The organism is uncultured Rossellomorea sp., from assembly GCF_947488365.1.
GTDB lineage: Bacteria > Bacillota > Bacilli > Bacillales > Bacillaceae_B > Rossellomorea.
Genome location: NZ_CANKZT010000005.1, coordinates 74484 through 98613, shown reverse-complemented (window position 1 = coordinate 98613; position 24130 = coordinate 74484). Strand labels below are relative to the sequence as shown.

Genomic DNA, 24130 nt, shown 5'->3' with positions numbered 1-24130 from the left:
TTTAATTTAGTTGATGTGGGGGAAATTTGATGAAACCAAGATTATTTCAGTCAAGAAAGAAATCAAAGCTTAAAAAGAGTACATACCTTTTAGTTACAGCGACTCTCCTTTTATCCATTTACACACCTTTTACTAGTGTAATAGAGAATACCCAGGCGGCTTCAAAGGATTCCACTGTAGACCTATTATCTTCCTTGTCAGAAGAGCAACGAAAGGCTTTAAAAAAATTAGAGGCGACTCAAAATGAAGGGTTACTGGGATTTGAACCCAGGGACTTATTGATGGGAGCGGACACAACGGTCATCATTGAATTCCAATCGAAGCCTGAAGAAATCGCCAGACTTACCTCTGCATTACAGGGGGTGGATTTATCAGTGAAGGAAGCCAGGGAGAAGGTACAAGGTGAGCATCAAGAATTTAAAGCCTATGCTAAAAAGAACAACATCAAAATAGAAAAAACCTATCAGACAGCATTTAATGGAATGGCGGTAACATTGGCAGCCGACAAGATTGAGACATTATTAGAGCTCGATGAGATTAAAGCCATTTATAAAAACAATACGTTTTCGATTGAACCAGAACAAGAACAAGAAAACAATCAAGAGCCCTTTACACCACATATGGCAGACAGCATCCCGTTTTTAGGAATCGATCGACTCCATGAGGAAGGCATCACAGGAAAGGGAGTAAAAGTGGGCGTAATCGATACGGGGATTGATTACCATCACCCGGATCTAAAGGATGCGTTTGCAGGTGGTTATGACATCGTGGATAACGACGATGATCCCATGGAGACGACCTATGAGGATTGGAAAGCATCGGGACGTCCCCTTGTAGACAATTTTAATTTTTACTATACCTCTCATGGAACTCATGTATCAGGTACCATCGCAGCTCAAGGTAAAAACACCGGTGGAGTGACTGTGAAGGGTGTTGCCCCTGATGTTCAATTGTACGGCTACCGGGTATTGGGTCCTTATGGATCTGGGCAGTCGGAAGACATTATCGCCGGGATTGACAGAGCCGTTTCAGATGGGATGGATATCATCAACCTCTCCTTAGGGATGACCGCGAATGAACCCTTTGATCCAACGAGCATTGCCATTAACAATGCCGTATTGAGTGGAGTTGTGGCCGTCGTTTCAGCAGGAAACACCGGTTCAAAGGCGTACTCACTGGGTACACCCGGGGCAGCTGCCTATGCACTGACTGTAGGTGCCAGTTCCACTTCCCTGCCGATTGTAAACTTTACAGCATCAGACGGAAAAAATGTATCTATTAAGCTGCAAGAATACGCGAATGATTTTGTCACGGACTTAGGCTCATTTGAGGACCAGTCATTAGACATTGTAGACCTTGGGAATGGAAGAAGAAGTGACTACGATGGGAAGAATGTTGAAGGGAAAGTGGTACTGGTCAATCATGGAGTCATTGGCACACAAGATAAAATTGTCTACGCAAAGGAACACGGTGCGAAAGCAGTATTGGTTTATCACAGTGACCCTGAAATAGGAGAATTTTCATATTTCGCTGGAGAAGATCACCGCTTTATTCCTAGCTTTTACATGAACAATCAAGACGGACTGGAGTTAAAGGATCTTCTTCATTCTGGTGAGGCGAAACTCACATTTTCAAACTACACAGTGAGTTATACAAAAGAGGATGAACTGGCCGAATTCAGCTCACGTGGCCCTTCCAGGGAAAATATCGATATCAAACCAGAAGTGACGGCACCAGGAGTAAGCGTTTTATCTACGGTACCGGCCTATTCCGTGTATAACGCTGACTCATCCGATTACCAATTTGCCTATGACCGTTATTCAGGTACATCCATGGCCGCCCCACACGTAGCGGGAATGGCGGCTCTGATGCTTCAGAATGATCCTGACCTTCAGCCGGCGGACATCAAAACACTCTTAATGAATACATCGGTTCCTTTAAATGGGGAATATAGTGTGTTTGATATCGGGGCAGGAAGAATAAGCCCTTACGATGCCGTTCATTCAGAAATAGAATTGAAAGTCATGGATAAGACGCCCATGATCGATCAAGGGGAGAAAGTAGAGCTAGACGAAATAACCGGCGGTCTTAGCTTTGGCTCTTATTTTCCAGATGAAGGACATGTTCGTACACAAAGATCGATTACCATTGAAAATAAGGGAAAGAAGAAAAAACAATTCGATGTTTCGGTAGAATTCACTGAAACTTCTTTGGATGCTGACAAAAATGGCGTACAAGTGGTCGTCGACGATAAGGTGAAAGTAAAGGCGAATGCCAAACAAAAGACAAATGTTTTCTTAACCGTTCCAGAGACTGCTGAAATCGGCATGTATGAAGGCTATATTACGTTTGTAAATAAATTAGACCTGGAAGAAAGCTATCGAATTCCATTTGCCTTCAGGACCATGGAAAGCGGATTCCATTTCACCGAGCTTTCTTCGCCTGCCATTTCCCCCCCTTATGTTCATGTAAAGCGGAACTACTTTGCTAAATCATGGGTGGACCTCTTATTCAGCTTCAAGTCACCTATGAAAAAGATAGATTTCGTCTTAACAGAAGGGAACACCGGTGAAGACCTGGGCTACCTGGGGTCACTCAACCTAGAATCTGCTTACGACGGCATACATTATCTTGTCAGAGACGTATTTAATGGGGAGTACTTCCGCTTTACGAATGAAGAAGAACAACCGATCGCCTCAAAGGCTACGCAAGCACAGCCAGGCTTCTATAAAATAAAGGCAATCGGAACCAGTAAGCGGGATCTAGTGTTTACACAGGAAATGACTATTTTCATAGATCCTAAGAATCCGAGTTTACTTAGTCCATTAGACGAAAACGAGTCCCCTGTCATTGAATATCCAGCTGATCAAGAAGAGTATACGTTGGACGTGAACGTACACGACCATGAGATTGATCAAATGATGAATGCGGGGATGAACGTAGATCAAAGCTTGAATACAATCAATTATTCCATCAATAACAATTACAATCCTGTACTGCCGGTGGCAGCTGATGGATCCATTTCTCTGAAGGTACCGTTGGACGCGAACAAACCTTTTATGAGCTATGCTATCTTTGCAAATGACGCAGCTAATAATAGGAGTGAAAAGAAGACCTATTATTTTATTAAAGAAGGAATGCCATACGGATACATGGATTCTAACGCATCGACGGTAAACATGGGAGACACGTTCACGACCACTCTAGTCGTAGACAACGTAAAAGATCTGGTATCAGGAAAATGGACTATCCCGAATTTCGCGAAGTATTTTGACGTCGTGGACGTTCGACCGAATGTGCAGTTGAGTGATGACGCTAACCCCGTCGTGAATTCAGAACTTCAAGGAAACAATCTCAACGTTACATTGGATGTTGATCATCCCATGAGCGGAGAGCTAAAGGCAGTCGACCTCGAAATCAAAGTAAAAGATTCCAGTTTCCAAGTCATCGGAGAAATGAAGCCAACCTTTACGTACACGAACCATCTTGATGAGGGAAAAACGATTCCTTTTGCTTCAGAATCCATCAACATTGTTCCAACTTATTCGGAGCTTATCGGAAGGGTTAGTTCGCGTGGCGTAAGCTTCGGTTTAGACTGGACAACCGTGGGAGCCACCATCAACCTCCAGTATCCAGACGGGACCGAATATGACGGAACAGGCAGTGTGAATCGATATGGCGATTTTGTCCTATCTAAGTTGCCTATCACATCAGAACCATTCCGATTAGACATTTCCTTACCGGGACATTTTACCGTACATCAATCAGCGGGAGTCGGTGTACAAATGGGTGATGAGGTCCTTGGTCAACAAATAAACCTATTTACGTTCTATCCAACACCAGGCGATGTGAACCAAGATGATACCATTGACATTCTCGATGCCTTGCTCATCAAAGAGAACTGGCATTCAACGAATCGCAATGCGGACATCAATTTCGATAGAACAGTAGACAACAAAGACCTTAATTGGGTAGTCCAGAACTACTTACTGCAGAATCCGGATGTCCAAGATCCTCCTGAGCCACAAACAGAAAGTGAAGGAGTCACACTTGAGGACATCTTGGAAGAATTGGGTGTGAATTAGGGACACGGGGACAGGTTCCCTGTCCCAGAATTCAAAAAAAGACGAGGGAAATCATCCCCTCGTCTTTTTACTTTTGGAGCAGTTCCTCTGTCCCTATCTTAATCAAACGGTCGTTTAGATCTAAATCGCACAAGCGGAGGGCTTTGGACTTTCTAATCAAACGTTTGTTTAAACAAATCTATTGGGACACGGTGCCTGTCCCCCCGTCCCCCTTCCTCCGCCGATAAACCACCTTCGATAACACCACACTGCATTCATACAACAACAATAAAGGAACAATCACGAGAACATCTGATAAAAAATCAGGAGGCGTAATCAAAACAGACGTCACAATCAGAAAGAAATAAGCATACTTCCTCGTCTTTTGTAAGCGATAAGGGTTCAATACCCCGATGCTTGTGAGAAACATGATGACGACCGGCAGTTCAAACAAGAAACCAAATGGCAGCGTCATACTGATCATGAAGCGAAAGTATTTCTCCACGGTAAAGAACTCCATGAACATATCCCCGGATAAAGACAATAGAAAGTCAAGAACGATGGGAAAGATCAGAAAGTATCCCATGCAGATGCCCAGAATGAAAAGGATGAATAATGCCGGGATGTAGGCAAGGGTCACTTTCCGCTCATGTTCATGTAAGGCTGGCCGGACAAAGAGCCAAATCTGATAAGCGGCCACTGGAATGGTTCCGGCAAGGGCTACGACACTCGACAGCAGTAAATACACCCATAGGATGTCACTCGGTCCCAGAACGGCTAGCTTGATCGGGAAATCCTGGATGAACCATTCATATAGATCCCGGATATAATAGAAAGCAATCAGAAAAAACACCACAAATGTAGCAAGTGTGATGATCAGTCGTTTGCGCAATTCTTCCAAATGTCCAATTAAGTTCAAATCCATCTTTTCCATACATACACCTCTGGTTGGGAAAAAATCTTTAGTAAAGCTTAATGGTATAAACCCTTACTCCCTAAAATAATAGAAGGTGCAAGTAACGAATACCTGCACCTTACCATCGATCGATCATTCATTTACTTTTCATTGTTGGTTTTGGATTCGCGGCTTTCAGACTCGCCATCTGAAACCAATTCCCTCGTAGACTTTTTAAATTCCCTTAAGGTCGATCCGAAGGCTCTTCCGATTTCAGGGAGCTTGGATGGGCCGAAGATGATAAGCGCAATGACTAAAACCAATATCAAGCCCGGTATTCCGATATTTTGAATCATTCATGTCCCCTCCTCACCATGATATTTTCGTAGCGTGTAAAATTCAATCCATTATCCGTTCATTTTTGGGTTCTTTCCATTCGGCTTCACACCATGAAGAGAACCGGATGCCACATTCCCTTTATAGAGTACGGCATCACATTTAGGCAGGCGGGCCACCGTTTCAGCGGAACAGCTTGCAGGAACAAGGACGGCTGTTGCTTCATCCCCCACCTTCGGCCATACTTGTTTACCCGACTCATTCAATGGCGTGATCCCTCCGGTTGCAAGTGAAAGTGCACGAGACAGTTTGTACTCACTGGACCAGCCATACAGTTCGGCAGCCCGGTGTGCCTTATGAAGGATGTCCCCGATCCCAAATGGTGACCAATGATCGGTGATACTGTCATTCCCTAGCATGACGTTTACATTCTGTTCCTGAAGCATCGGAATCGGCATGACGCCTTTCCCATTTGGAACATGAGAGGCAATGGAAATCCCTAGTGAAGCCAGGCGGTTCGCCATATCCACGTCCGCACCAGGGGCCAAGTCTGCAAGGGCGAACGCGTGGCTGATGGTTACTTTTCCTTGAAGGCCCGCTTCCTCAGTCAAATCGGCTAATCTGCGTATTGCCTTTAGACCGGTTTCCCCTCCCTCATGAAGGTGAATATCGATCCCGGCCTGATAGTCAGCCGCAATTTGCACCATGGTCTGCAATGACTTTTCCATATCTCCATCGACTTTGGTTGGATCGAGTCCACCAACATGAGTCACGCCAAGCTGCATAGCCTCACGTATGAGTCCCTCAGAATCAGAAAGGAGTAAACCGTGCTGCGGGAATGCCACAATCTCATGCCCTAACTTATCTGAATAATTAGCTAAGGCCAGCTGCAATTTCTCCAGATTCTTAAGGCCCACTACCGGATCGATGTTACAATGACTTCTCGCAAAGGTGGAACCATACCCAAGGATCAACTCAATCAGTTTCTCTGCACGCTCCTGGGCAGTCGGAAGTAATTCCAATAGCAGCGACTGTTCCAATTCAATCATGGAGAAAATGCCATTTTTCCTGGTGGCTGCCGCTTTCCAAGGACCACCATAATAGGTTTTATCCAGATGGATATGCATTTCCTTAAAAGAAGGAAGAAGCAGCCTTCCATCAGCGTCATAGCAATCAAGGTGCTTTTCATATGGTACACCCGTATCTGTAATCTTCGTGATCTTGCCTTGATCGATGCGGATGTTTTTCAACACCGTGCTTGTAGCGACGACCTCTCCACCTTCATACTGATATCCGCTTTCTAAACGTACGTTCAACAGCATATAAGAACTGTTTTTTCCCGGTTGCTTCGTGTGGTGTTTATTCGTTTGATGTTCTTTGGCACCTGTCGGTTGGGGTCCAAACAATCCCATGGAACCGGTCACTCCGAGCACAGCAGAAGCGCCGCCGATCCTCCCTGCGTCCTTTAAGAACTTTCTTCTGGATAAACCATACCTTTCCTGATCCATTTACTCATTCTCCTTACATCGTGTTTTTTATAAGCTAGAACTAGCGTATCAAAATCGTTTCGACTTTTTTTATAATTGCTTTGGGTATTTTTAAAATATTATTACTATTCAGCTAAATGGAATCATGGTGGTTGTTCCTTCTATGTAATCGTGGGACAGGGTGCCTGTCCCCACGTCCCATCCACGATCGATTGCTATCCATGAAAAGACATCTTTTCTGTTAAACTATAAAAATAGAAATCTGAGCTGGGAGGTGGCACGGTGAATTACTCCGTAATCGGAAAGAAGATCAAGGAAATGAGAAAATCTGTCGGGATCACCCAAGGGGAGCTTGCTGAAGGAATCTGTACCCAGGCGCTCATCAGCCGGATCGAAAAAGGAGATATTTACCCAAGTGCAACGGCCCTATACCAAATCTCAGTCAAACTGGGCGTCGATGTGAACTATTTCTTTGAAATCGGGACCACCACGCGACTGGATTATATGAAGGAAGTAGAGAAACAATTACGATACATGCGGGTCAACAGACGCTTCGAAGAGATGATGGAGTTGGTCAAGACAGAGGAAAAGAACCCGTTGTTCTATAAGGATCAAGATAAGCTACAGCTTCTATACTGGCATAAAGGGATTTATCAATATGAGGTCCAGAAGGATCATGACACCTCCTTCGATCTATTGCATCACGCCTATCAGCTGACGGCCAATGATAAAAAAGCGATGTCCGAAAGAGAAATGCAGATTCTTTCAAGCATCGGCACCATTCACTTTTCCATCCAACGATATGCCGGGTCGAGAAGGCCCTCCATACCACTGAGCTACTACAGGATAAGTCGATTAAAGCGCGCCTGTATTACAATATATCCAGAGTGCTGACACGCATGGGGGAACTCGAAGATTCGACGGCTTATTGCCTCGATGCCATCAAATGGTGTCTGGAAGAAGAGCTTCTGTGGGGATTAGGCGAATTGCATTACCAGATAGGCTACAACTATGAGCTGGTTGGTGACGATGAAAAAGCCCTGCCTTATTTCAAACACGCCTTGCATATGTTTGAAATAAGACGGGATCAGGTGTATATAGACTTTCTTACGCCTAAGATTGAGGGGATTTCGGATCGATTGGGAATGGTCCGCTACCGGTGAAAAGCTACATATGAGCTTACCATTCTAGTTCAGTAATTTTCCGGGAGAAAGTAGATGCGTAGGGTTACCTATAAATCGTTTTATAAGGTGTCTCGCTTCCTTCTCTTCTAGAAATCATTTGGGACACGGTGCCTGTCCCCCCGTCCCAACAAGTTGTTTCATTTGTTAAAAGGCACTCAAAACGATCCAACCTTAAACTGCCGTTCCATCCAATTCACAACCACTTCCGCCATCTCCTGTTCATTTCCTTCATAATTGTGATTGGTTCCTTCCAAAACCAGATATTCGAACTTTTGGCACGCTGTCGCTTTTTCCTTCATCAACGCCAAATCTTCATTCGGTGTGTGAATGTTTACTTCGTTTACGTCTCCATGAACGCAAAAATAGGGATGCGTAAGGTAGATAGCGCGGCAAAGGTATCTGGATTTTCCAAGATAGGGAGATTATCCGCCTCACATCCTTCTAAGCAACGATCCAGGTACGTTTGTGAGCTGGTTTCAAGCCATCCATCGTGAAGATGTGAGAGAAGCTTCGTTGGTTCGCCGTTATTCACATTCGTTTTTGCTTCGTGAATCATGTCGTTTCGATGAGGGTCATAGCGCTTGGAGAGCCCCACCAGATCAGGAGGGGATGCGAGTATTAAACCAGTAATAGCCGGGGCACCTCTTCAGATAGATAATGGATGGCTTTATTCACACCTAAACTATGGCCCATGAGGATAATCGGTGTATAACCCAGTTCACGTACTTTCCTCACCCATAAGTCAATGTCGTAGAGGCACTCGCTGAAGATTTCATACCTAGCACCAATCGTGCGATGGTTTCCATCTTTCGTCACAATGTCATTCATGTGGTTGTATCCACGGGTGTGTCCGTAAAAGAAACCATACCCACTCTCCACTAAGTGTTGTGCTAAAACGTGAGCAAAGTAATTTTCGATAACATTCCCACTTGTACCGTGAATAAACAATACACATGTGTTGTGTCGAAGTTCCTGCCAATGAACCCCTTGCAGACGTAATCCATCTTTTGTCCAGTCATACTCAAATGATACGTTTGACATGCCCACCTTCCTCTCTCGTATGTGAATGGTGGCCTGAGCCCAAAATTAGCACTTTAATGAATACTTTTTTTAGTGAGGGTCAGCCCCCAATATTTTCGTTTCCACTCCTTGGTGTTCGTGTTCCTCTTCCCTCTCGGAATGTCGCGCAAATGGAAGCAGCTGCTGTCCCGACAGGACATCGAGCACATCCTGGACCGTTTCGATGTACACCAATTCCAAGCCTGGGATCTCGGTGGACGGGATGGAGGAATCACCCTTCTGATCTATTCATGTATCAAATAGGTTGGAAGAGTGAAAAAAGACACCCTAAAAGAAATATTTTAATGGGAAACCGGGACCGGTCCCTTATCCTAGAAAAAAATAAAGAAGAGGCAATACCCCCCTCTTCTTTTTCACTTTCGGGACAAGGTGGTGCCCATCCCCATGTCCCATCCCTCGTATTAACTCATTAATTGGTCTGTTCAGTTTCAACTAAATTAGGTTTTGTTCCATAGGCAGGAGGTAAGTCTTTGTCACCAGTTGGATTCACAATATGGCCGGTAAGTAAGGTTATAAATACTATAGCAAATAGTACGTTTTTCATTTTCTTCACTTAAACTCTCTCCCCTCAATTTCATAAGTACATTGTACTATATCTTTTAAAATAGTTTTTTACCTATTTTTAGCCAAATTTAGGTTTTTCTTCATAAAATTCTATTTCTTTTAGTCTAATTCATTCTATAATATAAATATCTTTATTAAGTCAGGAGGAAATTTGGATGGAGAGCATGATTATAACTATTGGCCAAAGCTTAAGAGACCTTAGAACCTACCAAAAGGTTTCACAAAAAAAGTTAGCAAAAGGCATATGCACTCAAGCGTATATTAGTATGATTGAAAAGGGAGTAATTGTCCCGTCAGCTCATATCCTATACTCTCTTGCACTTAGGTTGGGCGTATCGATAAATTATTTTTTGGACACACCGGATAGTACCGTCCATGAATACCAGATAGAGTTTATTAATCAGGCTAGGGCAGCTGCTAAGAGCAATGACTACAAGGTTCTTAGAAAGCTAATATATGAACAGCGGTCTAGTCCTTTATTTAAGACCACTAAAATGAAAAAATTCATGGAATATCATTTAGGAATTTGTCAATATCATCTTGACTCTGATTTACATGGAGCGATGAAAACCCTTAAAGACACATTAAGCGATAATAATGAACATTTCTTCCAAGAAGATGTGGAAACTCTTATTGCTATGGCAAATATACTCACTGAAGAAAATTTACTGGACGAGGCAGAGAGATATTACCACAAGGCATTATATCTACTAGAGAGCAGACCATCTTGTGATGATTACTCTTTAAGGCTTAAATTTTATTACAATTATCAACGATTTCTTAAGAACCAGAAGAAATATGCTCTAGTGGTTGAAATTGCGAATAAAGGAATTAAGATCTGTGTCCAGAATGATACACTTTACTTACGTGGGGAATTCTATTATTACAAAGGTATTTCTTTTATCCAGTTAAACCGCGTTACTGAAGGCATAGAAGCGTTAAAGAAAGCTATACTAATCTTTTCATTATCAGGGAAAGAGCATTTTATAGAGGCTGCTCAAAGTACCATAGACGATGCCCTGCTTAATCAAACCTAACTATAGAAAAAGGATTAAGAGAACCACTCTTAATCCTTTTTCTATTCACTTCTACAAGTTTGTAACGATTTTATAGTTCTTTGCCAATTCTTTAGGCATAGTTGGACTGCACGTTTTTTCACATTACGATGATTGTAAATAGATCAAATATTTCAACAGATCCAAGAATAATACATTGATAATAGTGAGTTTTGCACTTTTTTAATTAGGTCCCAGTTTATTCGGCTGGCAGGAGATTCATAGAGTAGTTTTACAGTATGCCGAAGAAATGGCTAAGGAAAGTAAATCGACACCTAACGAATATCTCCAAAATAAATTAATTATCCGGTAAAAGGTTCTTACATAAGTATCTTTATATTATTTGCTCAAAACCCATGAATATAGAATCTTTCATCGACTATAACGAATGAAATAACTGGAAATGGAGAAATATCCAGAAAATTTTGTATTGTACAATATTTTCAACTAGAGGAAAGGAGGATAGTTTTAAGAAACATCAAATAATATATAGAAAGAGGAGAATTAGGTGAAAAAAATACTTAAGATGTTAGGTACGGTTTCTTTGATCGCAATGCTATTTACAGGTAATGCCGCTTTTGCAAGTTCTGGATCAAGTGTAGAAACTGATGTAATTGATGGGCAATCAGTTGAACTGGGTGAACAAATAAAGGTTACAGCGACAGAAGCGCAGGAAAAGGTTTCAATTGATAAGGCAACAGGTCCAGATGCAGCTGTAGAGCCAGATTGTATCGCATGTGTAAATTACACAAGACATGCAACGAAGATTTCAAGTTATGGTGAAGTTTATAAATTCGTAAAATATCTAACCAGTACTTGGCAAGGTGCAGATAACTACAGATGGAGTTCAACGACAACTACTACTCTAACGGTATCAGGTAGTGCTGATGCTACAATAAAGGATACAATCAAGGTACAACTTGGCCTTTCTGGTTCATACTCAAAAAGTTATTCTGTAACAATTTCTATTCCAGCTGATCCTTCTAGAGACAACAGATTAGCTTTATACGGAGATTTCAATAAGTACTATGTTAAGTATCAAGAGAAAATGGGTGGTGCAGTAGTTCATACTAGCTATCATTACGCTTATGAACCAACTAGGGACCAGTACCTGCGTGTAGTATACAGATAAACAATTATTGGAGGCAGATAACTCATGAAATCAAGAACGAGATGGGTATTAATAACTTTAACCTTTGTCCTTATTGCTTCTTATGCAGCATATACCTTATTATCTGGAGAAAATTCTAAAGCTTCTACTGAAGATGAGGTTCTGCCTCCAAAAGCATCTGAAGTCCATTTTGGAAAATGGAGAGGAAATGTGGTTTTTACTGATGAAACACAAGTTAAGGTTTTCAATTTAGTTTATGTTGAAAAAGGAAAGAATTCAAAGCTAGACGATTTAGTGAGTGTCTCGTTTAATGGTAAAGGCTTATTCAAAGTAAAGGACTTTGAAGTTGCTAAAGGTGATCAAATTGGGAATCAGAAGCGCATTGGTAACTTGATAGTAAACATTAGTCCAGGTGCTACCGAAGGAATTGAAACAATTTCGGAAATTTCCTTGTTCTTTAAAGAAGGAGAACCAGAAGTACATAAAATTGGAGAATTTACGGTAATGGTAAAACCAAATGGCGATAATCAAGACATTATAGCAGAGGGAAGTTATAATGCGTCTTATCCTAACACCACTTTTAATGGTACTTTTAAAAATAACACCAATAAACCTATAACGATTAAGAAGCTTTATAATCCTAATGAAGAAATTACGTATAAGAATATCATGGTAAATGAGAAACCGCTGGATTCTGAGATAGTTGTAGATGCAGGAGATACATTTACAATTGAAGCTGACTTCGATTTATCATCTCAATCTAATCGTCATTTCTTCCAACTTGTTCCTGTGTTTCAATATCTAAAAGAAGGAAAGGAAAATGAACAATTCTTTATGGAAACCACGTATGGGTTAATGGGCATTAACGATGAAGTGGTTGAAAATATCATCAATAGTAAAAATTAAGGACCAAAATTTATATATGCAGTAGCTTCGGGTAGATGGGACGCTTCCCACTCTACCCCTCAATCTTATACAAAAACGAACCGCAATCCCCAGAATCCTTGCAGCCTGCTGCTGTGACACTCCTTCAATCCTCTTCACTCTCTTCAACAGCCTATCCCTTTCCGCCTTTTCGACAGGCTCTTAAATTGGGGAATTACGAATTTGCCCAGACACTCTCTGATTTTCACCCTCACTACATCATCAGATAACCTCCCGGTGGAATCCCTATAGTCCTCCAATCAAATGTCTAGATTGGTTCGTTCGTTAAATTCATTGAACCTCGCTTGTGCAATGATTGATGGGAAGAAAGCAAATCCTATAAATAAGGGAAATCATAGGAATGTGGGTCTGACCCCAAAATCAAGACACTTGCTTGGTATAACGACATTTCGGAAAGCTATTACACCCATAAAAAGATCCGTATTTCCCTTTTTTCATAGATAATTCTCCACTACATTTGGGGTGCTCAGGATCGACTGCTCAATGAAAATAAAAAACTGCAACAGCAAATCCTTTATATGGAAAAATCTTACTTCGCAGAATAAGAAACTCTGGAGGGAAAATAGTGGATTGAGGGATGAAATTGACAAGATTAGACCTTATTAACATTGGGGATCAAGGGACAGGTCCTCATTGTTGCTCCCTCACCCCATAAAAAAACACGGGAATAATCCCGTGCTTCTCTTCTCTAAAATCATGTGGGACAAGGTGCCTGTCCCCACGTCCCGTTAACGTATTCCCAGTTCATCTAATATGTCTTCCAATGTCTGACCCTCATGTTTAAGTTTTGGCATTGGAGGATTGGGCGCCCATGTGTTTCGTGCTTCGTAGTTGACGAAGACCGACCACATGTCCCGGTCGTCTACTATGCCGTCAAAGTTTATGTCTGCGTTGCGGTTTGTGGATGTTTTCCAGCTGTCCTTGATTTCGACTGCGTCCAGGACGTCGATGACATCGTCTCCATTGACATCCCCGCCTGTATAATAGATATTGCTTAATTGCTGCTGTGAGCCATATATGTGCTTACCGACTATATCGTTCATGTTAGGGATGGTCTGGATGCTCCGGAAATGTCCAGGAATCTTGAGTTCCACCATGTAGGACTCTTCTTGGGCCGGAAGATCATCAATGAAATAGTGTCCTGTTTCCGTCATGGTACCAGCGTATTCTTTTCCTTCTTCATCCGTTGCTTTTACGACGACGTCAAGTTTCTCCATATCTGCTTCTTGTACCTGACTCCAGCTGAAGTTTGCGATCCCATATCCTTTTATTTCAGAAGTGGAAGGGATGATATTCACCATTCCATTAACGGTCAATAATTCCGGACCCCTTGACAAGTCTGCATCGTTCAACTGGATTTCCAGAGGACCTTTATGAAATGAGCCTGCTTTCTGGGTAAAGGAAAGTGTTAAAATCTCCATTTCCTTTTCAATCTTTAATGGTTTTTCTGATGTGGTGGAAACTTGTACGGTAACGGTAGTCGACGCCTCATTCAATTGGGTTTCAAGCGTTTCGACTGTTACATCCATTCCCTTTTCTTGAGCTACCTTTTCTAATTCAGGATGGAGCGAAACCTCTTCCATTTCCAAATGATGAGGGTAGGTGAACGTATACTGAGATGTAGTCAGCTCTTTGACGTTTTTCAACGTCAAATCTATTGAAAGATTTTCTTGCTCATCAACGATCTTCTCTGAACCTAAATAGGCATATGGTGTACCTTTCTCAATCAAGGTGTATTGATAATCAGGATGCCACATATAGGCATTCTTCGTAACATTCACAGGCAGTAGATTCACCGTCTTCATCTTCTCGCTTCCTTCAAGACCCAAGTCGAGATTGATTCTATCCTTACCCTTCGTTTTCACCTTTTCATAAGGGGTATCCTCTTTCAGTGACTTAAATCCAACGTTTTCATATTTCCATACTTCATTCCCTTTCACTTTCCCATTGATCTTCATACTCTTGCCGGGATCGACCTCATAGATGCCTCCCTTTCGATTCAAATCAATGGAAGCAACGCTGTTATCAATCGTGATGACTTCCTGTTCGATGTATCGTTTTCCATCAAAGGATGCTCCCTGGATTTCGAGAATGTATTTCCCTTCTTTCGCGTTCACCTTTCCTGGTGCTATTTGTTGCCCAAAACTTGCAATGGGGTTGTAGCTCCCATCGAATTTCATGACATAATCCTTTCCTTCTTCGATATCAGAAGGGAGGTACCATCCGACAACTCCAAGTTCTTCTCCCGTTTCATAATCCTTTAGAAGGACCATAACACTGTAGATCGTAGGAGCAAAAAATTCTGTGATAATATCGGTTTTATTCTGAATGTATGGATGTGACTGCGTATCCTGTGTGATGACGGAATGGGACAGCTTCGGTTTAGCAAGACCTTCTCCCAATACCCTGGCACCGAATGGGATTTGATAGACCTCATCCCCATCCTGCTCATTGACCCATTGAATATAGCCATCATATGGACCTTTCTCAGCAGATGCCGGGACTTCCAGCTGTACTTCAATGGTCTTTGATTCACCCGGCTTGATCGTCACCTCATTCTCTGTCGTCAGTTTGACTCCGTTTGCCACAGGGTCCTTTGATTTTCCGGTGAAATTCACATTACCCTTTAACGTCTTCACTTCTTTTCCATTATTCACAATGGTGATCGTTTGTTTCTCCAGTTTGTCTTCATTCTCCAGCACGATCCCGCCAAAGTTCAGGCTTCCAGTAGGGTTCGGAATGTCAATGATCTCTCCATTCCCATCTACCGACTTCGCTACATGATGGACCGTCATCGTTAGATCGGAATGAGCGGCTTCATACGCATCCATCCTTCCCGCTCCCACTTCATACACGCTGTAATCGCCATCAAGTGGATCCGCTGTGTTCATCAGGATGGATTTGATTTGTACAGGAGTCAAGTCAGGGTTCTGATCGAGCAGCAAGGCGACGACCCCTGTCACATGTGGAGTCGCCATGGACGTACCAGAGTATCGTTCATACGCATAGGTGTAGTCTTCCCTCTGTTCCGTGTCTGCCGTATCAGCCGGGACCGTCGAATAGACATGGACACCGGGGGCTGTAATTTCCGGCTTGATGTCGTATGTAAACAAAGACGGACCTCTACTGCTGAATGGGGCAAGCTTATCCCCTTTTGTGATATACTCCCCCATTTCATTAAAGGTAACGGTCGTTCTCTCCTGACTGCGAATAAACTCCAATGCTGATTTTTTCATCGAAAAGGCCGGAATGAAATCAGCTCCTTCCCCCATGAAAAAACCTGTATGATTCTCTGAGTTGCTCGCGAACAATACCGCTTTGACTCCCTTTTCTTTAAAGGTTTTCATGAGACCTTTCGGGTGCAAGTAGCCGAACTCGACCAACGCTACCTTCCCGGCCAAATCCTTCCCTGCCAGGTCAAAAGGAAGACCCCTCTTCACATCAACAATCTCAAATTCTTTATTTTCTAAAAGTGTCAAGTCGTCGGTAAAGGACTTTGCCATCATTTCCAGCTCTGCATCCACCTCTGATTCACCTTTGAATAAAACCTGTGATACCGGGATTGTCATGGGTGAACTGCTTGCCCCCACGGTGATTGGAAGCGGTGCCGCCCCCGGAGTCCCAAGGGTATACATCTTATTCCCGTTGTTCCCTGCAGAAATGACCGTCACCGTCCCGGCAAGCATCGCATTGTTCACTGTGACGGATAACGGGTCAAACGGATCATTGGTGGCCGCTCCAAGGGACAGATTGATCACGTCCATTCCGTCCTCAACCGCTTTATCCACCCCGGCCATAATCCCTGACATCGGACCTGTCCCATAAGGACCCAGTACACGGTATCCATACAATTCAACATCCGGTGCTACCCCTTGAACACTATACGCTTTCTCTGTATTGGCCTCTTGTCCGGCGATGGTTCCCGAAACATGGGTACCATGGGACGTATAATACGTTTGGCCTCCCCTTGTCTCCGGGGCTCCGGACTTCTTCCAGTCCTCATACGTCGCTTCCATCGGATCATCGTCATTATCGACAAAGTCATAGCCGCCTCGATACACATCCTTTAAATCAGGATGATTGTAATCGATTCCCGTATCTAATACACCCACCTTAATGCCTTCACCCGTTATTCCTTCTTCCTGAAGCTTGTCCACTCCGATTTGAGGAAGTATTTCCACCCGTGCAGGGGAAGACTTCTCTTCATCACTTGCCGCTTCAACTGGTGGAGGAGGATCAATCGATATCTCTTCATCCACATATACCTTTTTCACAATCTCTGAATCTAGCAGCTCTTTTATCTGGTTTTGCGGAATTTCAATGGCAACCCCATTAAAGGCATGCTTAAATTCTTTATTTACTTTTATTGAAAGACCTTTACCTCGCTTCATAAGGAATTTAGATTTAAATGCTTGATGATTTTTCTCGACTGCTTCTTTCGCTTGATGGATGGTGGTGGACCGTTTTGACTTGGAGCTCTTTGAGGCTTTCACTTGAGGTGGTTCATGGAGAAATTCTATGATGACGTTCTTCTTTTCACTGCTCTCTAAATCAATTTCACTTGAAACACGCAGATCCTGAAATGGATACCCCATTTCCTTATTCAGCCGCTGCAGCTCTTCAATCGACAAAGGTGTATCCGGCTTGACTCCTTCCTCCGCACTGCCGACAGATGATAATGGGCTAACGAGCAACCCCGTCGAGAGTGACAGCACCAGTGCTGAGTTCCCTATTTTCTTCTTCATCAATATGTATCCCCCTTCTCAACTTCATTCAGAGACACTACCATGAATGTTTGGGCTCTTCACTTCAGCCCTCCAATCATTTCCAAGTCTCTCTGTTTAAATTATAAAGGGTCTACATTCGGTACAGTATCGGGACATAAAACAGGATAAATGGTGGGTGATATCGATATTTAGAGGCATTTTCTCCTTATGAATATAATGGAATCAGGACTTCTTTCTTAATAATATAGGGTTATTTCAAGTAATAGAGGTGGTTGGGGCCAGAACTCGAAAGTTGGAGCAAAATGAATACGGGACCGAGGGACAGATTCCCTACTATCCTGATGATCAATAATTTCTGATATGAAATATCACCATAACGAATATAATGTAGAAACCAATTTAAAGAATCAGGGGGATGCAGCCATGAACCCAAATGGCACGTATATTGAAGTGGAACCGGGCATCGAATTATTTGTTCAGGATATCGGCAGCGGAGAACCCATTGTCTTTATTCCGGGTTTTACATTTACGACTGAAGTCTTTTCCGAGCAGGTGAAGCATTTTTCAAAAACTCACCGTACGATTGTAATCGATCCGAGAAGCCACGGCCGATCAACCATGACGGTTCACGGGAATGACTATGTCACGCATGGAACGGATCTACAAAAGGTATTGAAGCAATTGAAGGTTGAGCATGTAACGCTTGTCGGCTGGTCATTCGGATGCTTAACGGTTTGGGAATATATCCGCCAATTCGGTACGGATGACATCAAATCCCTTGTCCTCATTGATATGCCGCCCAAATCTTTATCGGTTCAACAAGACGAGGAGTGGGTGGAAGGCAAGCTTGATGACATGGCTGCGGCGTACACAAACTATCTTCGCAATCCAAAAGGACAACGGGATTTCATTGCTGCTTATGCCAAGGGCGTCATGGTCCAACGGGAGCTGAAGGAAGAAGAATTGACGTGGATTGTCGAGCAATCACTGAAAACCCCTTACTATATTGCTGCCAACTTGTTTTCTTCGGGGCTTTTCTCTGATTATCGTGTGGAGGCGGCTGAGAGCAGTGAAGCCGTGCCGACTTTGTTTGTTGTTGCCGAGCACTGGGCGGAAGCGGCGAGTTCCAGTTTGAGAAAGCTGGCTCCTAAAGCGGAGGTAGAGGTGTTGGGTGGGCATCTTATGTTTTGGGAGTATGGTGGGAAGTTTAATGGGGTGGTTGAGGGTTTTTTGGTAGGGAATAAAATAACTTAGCATTCTTTTCTTTACGGATGGTTAGCTGGCCGGTACGTTTCTCATAACTAAAATGTGTGTCCCTCGCAATCTTATTTGTGTTCATCAAAGGAAGCATCGGGACGGTTCAACTTTTAGAGGTTAAGGTTCAAAATGGATAAAGAACGTCAAATAACCCGCCAAACCAATAGCTCGGCGGGTTAAATTTATTAATCCCTACTAAATAAATCCCTTGTATATACCTTATCTTTTACTTCGCGTAAATCATCCGATAATCGATTCGCTACGATTACATCTGATATTCTCTTAAATTCTTCAAAATCATTAACCACCCTGGAGTTATAGAATGTCTCTTCATGAAGTGCTGGCTCATACACAACAATTTCAATTCCCTTTGCTTTAATTCGTTTCATAACTCCTTGGATAGCAGATTGTCTAAAGTTATCTGAATCCATTTTCATTGTAAGTCTATAAATTCCAACAATCCTAGGATTTCTGTTAATTATCATATCTGCAATATGATCTTTTCTTGTTCGGTTAGCATCTACTATTGCTGTCATGATATTATTCGGTACGTCTTCATAATTAGCCAGTAGTTGCTTTGTATCTTTAGGAAGACAATAACCACCGTATCCAAATGAAGGATTATTGTAGTGTGTACCTATTCGAGGATCTAGTCCAACACCATCGATAATCTGTTTAGCATCTAATCCTCTTACTTCTGCATAGGAGTCAAGCTCATTAAAGAAAGCAACTCTCATTGCTAAGTAAGTATTTGCAAATAGTTTAATAGCTTCAGCTTCTGTTGAATTGGTAAATAAGACGTCAATATTTTCTTTAACTGCACCTTCCACTAACAAATCAGCAAAAACCTTTGCTCTTTCAGACTGTTCACCAACAACAATTCTAGAGGGATACAAATTATCATATAATGCTTTACCTTCTCTTAAAAACTCTGGTGAAAAAATAATATTTTCTGTCTCAAACTTTTCTCGTACTGCTTCTGTATAACCTACCGGAACTGTAGATTTAATAACCATCACTGCATCTGGATTAATAGATAAAACGTTAGCAATAATAGCTTCTACAGTTCGGGTATTAAAGTAATTCTTTTCCGGATCATAATTGGTAGGTGTAGATATGATCACATATTCAGAGTCCTTAAATGCCTTATAATTGTCCGTGGTTGCGGTTAAATTCAATTCTTTTGTTGCTAGGAATTCTTCAATCTCATAATCTATTATCGGAGACCTTTTATTATTGATCATTTCTACTTTTTCTTCAATAATATCTAATGCAATTACTTCATTGTGTTGAGCTAATAATATTGCATTAGATAAACCCACATAGCCTGTTCCAGCGATTGTAATCTTCATATAAACTCACCTCAGTGTATCTTTCACCTAATTAATTAAAAACAAGGAAAACCCAAAATAAATTGAAGATAGGTATAATTCAATTTTGTAAGTTCTTCCTGCCTAGTAAATGTAAAATGTCAGACAACCATGATTTTAAAGTTCTCCTAAGTAGAAAACCAATTATAAATAAATACAACCCATACCAAAGAAGCCCCCATGCCGGAGTAAAAATCCTAGATATTAATAAAAAACCAATAACTATAACTAAATCACCAAATCTATTTTTGTTTGCCCAATTACACTTTTTAATTAATTGCCACTCCGTATAATGGTTCCACAATGCATAACATACAACAGAAGTAACTACTATAGACTTTATATTATTAAAAATCATAAAACTAGAAAATGTAATAGTTATACCAAATACTAAACCTATAATGTTATTTAGAAGTAACCTCTTCTCCAATCTAAGAGCTTTATAAAAGGTTGAAACTACTATATTATTTTTGCATATATATATCATTAGAGGAAATAAACAAAATAAATACTCAAGTAAAGGGATGTATTTGGATAGATAGGAGTTTATAATAATATATATTGGAAAATAAGTACCTAGCATAACTGCACATAAGATTATTACTGACTTCTCCAACAATACATTTAATGTCTCATATTTAGTTATATCAATTCTTCTTAGCAAAGGATACAAAACAGTTGATATTGCAATAACAATCTGTATGGTCATTGACAAAATTGAGTTTGCAAATGAATATATTGCAAAGTCTTCTATACTTAAAAAAGCATCAATAAAAAACCTTGGATAACCGACCAAAAGCATATTTATCCCCAAGGCAGTTGTTAAAAAAATTCCCACCTTAAAATTAGCGGAAATTTCTGACAAGGACCGCCTTATTGGAAGTGATTTCCCAAAAACTATTTCTTTTGAATTCACTATATTATATAAAATCACTACACAACGTGAGAGTATATTAATAATAATAAATATTTTAAAGTCTTTAACTGGTAAAAAAAGTATTGGAGCTATAGAAAGAACAAATATTAACCTGTCCAATATAATTGCCCATGAATAATATTTAAACCTCAGAGAAATTTGGTTAACATGAAGAAAGAATCCATTTATATTAAAAAGAACTATATTTAAACTAATGAATATAAAGGCGAACAATCTTTCATTTTCTAAAAGTGAAAATGCCATAGTTAAGCTTAATAAAAACATTGTCACAGAAAGAAATAACACAAATCTAAAATAAGTTCTAAAAAGTTCCTTATTTAAATCCTTATATTTTATACCGGCATACCTTAGATTAACACCGTCTGAAAATCCAAACATTAATAAACCAACTAAACTACTGTAAAAATAATAAAGTTGCCAATAACCATAACCTTCAACTGATAATTTGATTGGTAATATTATGGTTATGGCTAAACTTAAAAACAACCCCATACCGTTAGAGAATATAACTCTAATAAAATCGTATAAACGCTTATTTTTCATTATTATCTACCACTTTGTCCATGATCCTTAACTTTCGTTTAGAATAAATCCAATAAATTATCAATCCCCAAAAAGCCGTAAAGGTCGTAGGATAACTCAAAACCTGGTTATTTGCACTTATGTATGCAAACATTATAGTAAATAATGCCATTAAAGTTATTGCCACAGGGTTCTCATTTATCACAACATCTTTCCAAACAGAAGCATATATATACCCTATTATAAACATAATAAAAATTACCCCGATAAAAGATACATCATTAGCAATCCAAGTGTAAAATGTATGCCATTTATTAAGTGCAGCCCATCCAAACGTTGCTTCTACTTTTGATTGATAAGTATTCTGAAAAACTTCCATTCCGGAAATTTGCTTAAAATTACTCATTAAAAACACTGAGTTACCTACTCCGAACATTGGGGTATATGGCATGGAAAGCGCCATTGACATTGCATAATAACCTTGAGTAACATATGATGTTAAAAAAATTAATCCCGTTTCAAAAGATTCAGGCATAATTTGCATAAAAAAACTTTCCTCATTTATACCAACATTGGGGTTAATGGTTGAGAAGTTTATCTTGTCTCCACCTAATCGCCCACTTATTGCGTCAACGAAGTAAATTAAAGGCCAAATTAAAATTATAGCAACTTTCCATGTCGCATATTTTTTTCTAACTATTGTTTTTTTAGGTTTTCTAAATATATTCTTGATAAGCAACATTGTAATAATAACGAACGCCATGTCAAATATTCCCTTATTTGTTCCTGTTGCGACCCACCTCGATGACTCTAACAATATTGCAAGAATAACTAACACTTTTTTATTAAATTTTAGTTCTTTGAAATAATATATTGACAATGGAATTACTGGCCATAGCAATGGTGAAAGTAGTACATTCGCATATGAAAGAAATGAACCCCCATATAAGCTACCTTGATCAAATTTTTCAAAGTATTGACCAGCTGGATTGTTAAGACCATTTATTACTTCATTATAATAAGACACAGGTGAAAAACCACTTAATCCTACTACTCTAATCGCATTTACAACTGCAAGAATCAGATAGACTATTATGGCAATATTTAAATACCTGATGATCATTTGAATTATTCTGTTTCTCTTTTCCTCATTTACAAAAAAATTATTATTTAATCTTATAAATGAAACATTTTGCATACTCATAAAGTAGCCCGATATAAATGCAATATGGTATAGAAATATTAATAAGTAGAATTTTAAAACATTATGAGTTGGCCAGTCCCATGGGCCAAAAATATATAGAATAATAGTAAAAACCAAGTAAGCTTCTACTATTAAAAGTGGCTTATACAGAGCTTTCCTTTTGTCTCTTATACTATTTTTTTTGATTTCAGAACTCATTAATTGCCAACCTTTGATATCAGACATCATTTTTCACCTTATTAAAAAAGTTTTCTTTTATTTTTTGAGAGACAAAACCATGTAATGATCTTTTATTTAATTAACTTATGAATACTTTCATCAAATAATTCATTTTCTCTTTTAATTTGTTTCAAGAAGCTATTACATTTCGTTTCAAAATCTTCTCTATCTAGATTATTATATTGATTATATATTTCATCTGCTAAATTTTGATCAGACCAGTCTATACTTATACCTAAGTTGTTTTCTTGTACGATTTTCTCCATATATGTACTTTTATTTACCAATATGGTTTTTTTATAGAAGACTCCATAATATAACCTTATAGACGTCAATGTTTTAACTGCCTCTGAATCATTTCCAAATAAATTATTAATAATATCAAATTCCATAAGAATTTTAGAGGTATCTTCTGGATTAAACCTCCCCATGAACTTACAATTTTTTATGTTATTTTCCTCAGCATACTTTTCCAAAACATCTGAATTTGTTCCACAAAACCACATTTCAAATCTTTTGTCATTTTTTAATGCATCCATGAGATTTTTCCCTTGATCAAAAAAGCGATTATTCCCCAAAAATCCTATTACAATTTTATCACCTTTACTCGTCGGAAGGGATTTTTCATTTTCTTCATTAAGTAGATTTGGGTTAAAACTATGAGTATATAAATATTCGCTTTTAGGCAAAAAATTCAAAAATCCCTTCGAGGAAATTGTAGTGGTATAAGAATTTTTTATTAGTTTTTCATGTATTTTATATACAAATAAGTTTTTTTCCAAAAAATAGTCACGAATGTTTAATATATATTTCTTTGGTTTTTTCAATAAATAATTTGAAAATAAAAAAGCAGTCATTGTATTCCATACAATAATTAAGTCATAGTCATTATTTTTTAATATTCGTAGTGCGTAATTTCTATACTTTATATATTCTTTAAGTTTCTTAAGTTTACTTCCGCTTCTATTATAAGCGCTTGTATAAACGTATAGATTTTTTGCAGACGAGTCCTCTTTGATACCGTACCTATCAAAATAGATGATATCATAATCAACCTTCTCATCTTCAAAAATCTTAGTATATAAACTTATTAATGTCATATGCTGTAAATTGGTAGTACTTAGAATACAAACTTTTTGTTTACCACCTATTTTAATCACATCCCCTACTACA

At 39.9% G+C, this 24130-nt stretch carries 20 protein-coding genes and 1 pseudogene; 7 read left to right on the top strand and 14 right to left on the bottom strand.

Annotated elements, in window-relative coordinates:
• Positions 1-29 precede the first annotated feature (29 nt).
• Entirely contained in the window at positions 30-4085 is a 4056-nt protein-coding gene (locus Q1B03_RS17410; RefSeq protein ID WP_299744317.1) for a S8 family serine peptidase, read from the top strand.
• Positions 4086-4263: 178 nt separating this feature from the next.
• Here Q1B03_RS17410 and tatC read toward each other — a convergent pair whose 3' ends face one another.
• The 3 genes from tatC to Q1B03_RS17395 form a co-directional block, all read right to left on the bottom strand.
• Positions 4264-4998 (bottom strand): twin-arginine translocase subunit TatC, encoded by a 735-nt coding sequence (tatC, locus tag Q1B03_RS17405; protein ID WP_299744314.1) that lies wholly within the window; start codon positions 4996-4998, stop codon positions 4264-4266.
• A gap of 122 nt (positions 4999-5120) precedes the next feature.
• The gene (locus Q1B03_RS17400) at positions 5121-5315 is read right to left on the bottom strand and encodes a twin-arginine translocase TatA/TatE family subunit (RefSeq protein WP_299744311.1); all 195 of its coding nucleotides are present in this window, start codon (positions 5313-5315) and stop codon (positions 5121-5123) included.
• A gap of 51 nt (positions 5316-5366) precedes the next feature.
• The gene (locus Q1B03_RS17395; protein WP_299744553.1) at positions 5367-6617 is read right to left on the bottom strand and encodes an amidohydrolase; all 1251 of its coding nucleotides are present in this window, start codon (positions 6615-6617) and stop codon (positions 5367-5369) included.
• Positions 6618-7064: 447 nt separating this feature from the next.
• Between Q1B03_RS17395 and Q1B03_RS17390 the strand changes: the two genes are divergently transcribed.
• Both Q1B03_RS17390 and Q1B03_RS17385 read left to right on the top strand, forming a co-directional pair.
• The gene (locus Q1B03_RS17390; protein ID WP_299744308.1) at positions 7065-7676 is read left to right on the top strand and encodes a helix-turn-helix domain-containing protein; all 612 of its coding nucleotides are present in this window, start codon (positions 7065-7067) and stop codon (positions 7674-7676) included.
• Between the two features lie 5 nt (positions 7677-7681).
• Complete coding sequence (locus Q1B03_RS17385; RefSeq protein ID WP_299744306.1) at positions 7682-7945, top strand: hypothetical protein; 264 nt, start codon at positions 7682-7684, stop codon at positions 7943-7945.
• Positions 7946-8121: 176 nt separating this feature from the next.
• On the opposite strand, the gene Q1B03_RS17380 is transcribed toward Q1B03_RS17385, so the two are convergent.
• From Q1B03_RS17380 to Q1B03_RS17360, 5 genes are all read right to left on the bottom strand, one after another.
• Entirely contained in the window at positions 8122-8268 is a 147-nt protein-coding gene (locus Q1B03_RS17380; protein ID WP_299744303.1) for a hypothetical protein, read from the bottom strand.
• A gap of 38 nt (positions 8269-8306) precedes the next feature.
• Complete coding sequence (locus Q1B03_RS17375; RefSeq protein WP_299744301.1) at positions 8307-8522, bottom strand: hypothetical protein; 216 nt, start codon at positions 8520-8522, stop codon at positions 8307-8309.
• 62 nt (positions 8523-8584) lie between these two features.
• On the bottom strand, positions 8585-9007 hold the full coding sequence (locus Q1B03_RS17370) for an alpha/beta hydrolase (RefSeq protein ID WP_299744298.1): 423 nt from the start codon (positions 9005-9007) through the stop codon (positions 8585-8587).
• Between the two features lie 69 nt (positions 9008-9076).
• Positions 9077-9226 (bottom strand): hypothetical protein, encoded by a 150-nt coding sequence (locus tag Q1B03_RS17365; RefSeq protein WP_299744295.1) that lies wholly within the window; start codon positions 9224-9226, stop codon positions 9077-9079.
• 229 nt (positions 9227-9455) lie between these two features.
• Entirely contained in the window at positions 9456-9599 is a 144-nt protein-coding gene (locus Q1B03_RS17360; RefSeq protein ID WP_299744292.1) for a hypothetical protein, read from the bottom strand.
• 166 nt (positions 9600-9765) lie between these two features.
• On the opposite strand from Q1B03_RS17360, the gene Q1B03_RS17355 reads away from it, so the two are divergent.
• From Q1B03_RS17355 to Q1B03_RS17345, 3 genes are all read left to right on the top strand, one after another.
• The gene (locus tag Q1B03_RS17355; protein WP_299744289.1) at positions 9766-10647 is read left to right on the top strand and encodes a helix-turn-helix domain-containing protein; all 882 of its coding nucleotides are present in this window, start codon (positions 9766-9768) and stop codon (positions 10645-10647) included.
• A gap of 526 nt (positions 10648-11173) precedes the next feature.
• Positions 11174-11797, top strand: coding sequence for a hypothetical protein (locus tag Q1B03_RS17350; RefSeq protein WP_299744286.1), 624 nt, complete (start codon positions 11174-11176; stop codon positions 11795-11797).
• 24 nt (positions 11798-11821) lie between these two features.
• Positions 11822-12682 (top strand): hypothetical protein, encoded by an 861-nt coding sequence (locus Q1B03_RS17345; protein WP_299744283.1) that lies wholly within the window; start codon positions 11822-11824, stop codon positions 12680-12682.
• A 399-nt stretch (positions 12683-13081) separates the two neighbouring features.
• On the opposite strand, the pseudogene Q1B03_RS22190 reads toward Q1B03_RS17345, so the two are convergent.
• Both Q1B03_RS22190 and Q1B03_RS17340 read right to left on the bottom strand, forming a co-directional pair.
• Positions 13082-13171 (bottom strand): annotated as a pseudogene (locus Q1B03_RS22190) (topoisomerase DNA-binding C4 zinc finger domain-containing protein); the annotation flags it as partial.
• A 278-nt stretch (positions 13172-13449) separates the two neighbouring features.
• Complete coding sequence (locus Q1B03_RS17340) at positions 13450-17466, bottom strand: S8 family serine peptidase (RefSeq protein WP_299744550.1); 4017 nt, start codon at positions 17464-17466, stop codon at positions 13450-13452.
• Positions 17467-17871: 405 nt separating this feature from the next.
• Here Q1B03_RS17340 and Q1B03_RS17335 point away from each other — a divergent pair, with 405 nt between their 5' ends.
• Positions 17872-18702: an alpha/beta fold hydrolase gene (locus Q1B03_RS17335; RefSeq protein ID WP_299744280.1), complete on the top strand. Its 831-nt coding sequence runs from the start codon at positions 17872-17874 to the stop codon at positions 18700-18702.
• A 188-nt stretch (positions 18703-18890) separates the two neighbouring features.
• Here Q1B03_RS17335 and Q1B03_RS17330 read toward each other — a convergent pair whose 3' ends face one another.
• The 4 genes from Q1B03_RS17330 to Q1B03_RS17315 all read right to left on the bottom strand — a co-directional run bounded on the left by Q1B03_RS17330 (position 18891) and on the right by Q1B03_RS17315 (position 24117).
• Entirely contained in the window at positions 18891-20057 is a 1167-nt protein-coding gene (locus Q1B03_RS17330) for a nucleotide sugar dehydrogenase (protein WP_299744275.1), read from the bottom strand.
• Between the two features lie 79 nt (positions 20058-20136).
• Positions 20137-21555, bottom strand: coding sequence for an oligosaccharide flippase family protein (locus Q1B03_RS17325; RefSeq protein WP_299744272.1), 1419 nt, complete (start codon positions 21553-21555; stop codon positions 20137-20139).
• Positions 21545-22936 carry a hypothetical protein gene (locus Q1B03_RS17320; protein ID WP_299744269.1) on the bottom strand — a complete coding sequence of 464 codons (1392 nt, stop codon included), beginning with the start codon at positions 22934-22936 and terminating at the stop codon, positions 21545-21547. The genes Q1B03_RS17325 and Q1B03_RS17320 overlap by 11 nt, the downstream gene beginning before the upstream one ends.
• 92 nt (positions 22937-23028) lie before the next feature.
• Positions 23029-24117 carry a capsular biosynthesis protein gene (locus Q1B03_RS17315; protein WP_299744267.1) on the bottom strand — a complete coding sequence of 363 codons (1089 nt, stop codon included), beginning with the start codon at positions 24115-24117 and terminating at the stop codon, positions 23029-23031.
• Between the last annotated feature and the right edge of the window lie 13 nt (positions 24118-24130).

Bases quoted from the DNA above. Each gene is read 5' to 3' on its own strand.
- Q1B03_RS17345 (WP_299744283.1), top strand. From the start codon at position 11,822: ATGAAATCAAGAACGAGATGGGTATTAATAACTTTAACCTTTGTCCTT.
- Q1B03_RS17355 (WP_299744289.1), top strand. From the start codon at position 9,766: ATGGAGAGCATGATTATAACTATTGGCCAAAGCTTAAGAGACCTTAGA.
- Q1B03_RS17325 (WP_299744272.1), bottom strand. From the start codon at position 21,555: ATGAAAAATAAGCGTTTATACGATTTTATTAGAGTTATATTCTCTAAC.
- Q1B03_RS17340 (WP_299744550.1), bottom strand. From the start codon at position 17,466: ATGAAGAAGAAAATAGGGAACTCAGCACTGGTGCTGTCACTCTCGACG.
- tatC (WP_299744314.1), bottom strand. From the start codon at position 4,998: ATGGAAAAGATGGATTTGAACTTAATTGGACATTTGGAAGAATTGCGC.
- Q1B03_RS17320 (WP_299744269.1), bottom strand. From the start codon at position 22,936: ATGAGTTCTGAAATCAAAAAAAATAGTATAAGAGACAAAAGGAAAGCT.
- Q1B03_RS17385 (WP_299744306.1), top strand. From the start codon at position 7,682: ATGGGGGAACTCGAAGATTCGACGGCTTATTGCCTCGATGCCATCAAA.
- Q1B03_RS17410 (WP_299744317.1), top strand. From the start codon at position 30: ATGAAACCAAGATTATTTCAGTCAAGAAAGAAATCAAAGCTTAAAAAG.
- Q1B03_RS17400 (WP_299744311.1), bottom strand. From the start codon at position 5,315: ATGATTCAAAATATCGGAATACCGGGCTTGATATTGGTTTTAGTCATT.
- Q1B03_RS17370 (WP_299744298.1), bottom strand. From the start codon at position 9,007: ATGTCAAACGTATCATTTGAGTATGACTGGACAAAAGATGGATTACGT.
- Q1B03_RS17335 (WP_299744280.1), top strand. From the start codon at position 17,872: ATGAACCCAAATGGCACGTATATTGAAGTGGAACCGGGCATCGAATTA.
- Q1B03_RS17375 (WP_299744301.1), bottom strand. From the start codon at position 8,522: ATGATTCACGAAGCAAAAACGAATGTGAATAACGGCGAACCAACGAAG.
- Q1B03_RS17330 (WP_299744275.1), bottom strand. From the start codon at position 20,057: ATGAAGATTACAATCGCTGGAACAGGCTATGTGGGTTTATCTAATGCA.
- Q1B03_RS17395 (WP_299744553.1), bottom strand. From the start codon at position 6,617: ATGCTGTTGAACGTACGTTTAGAAAGCGGATATCAGTATGAAGGTGGA.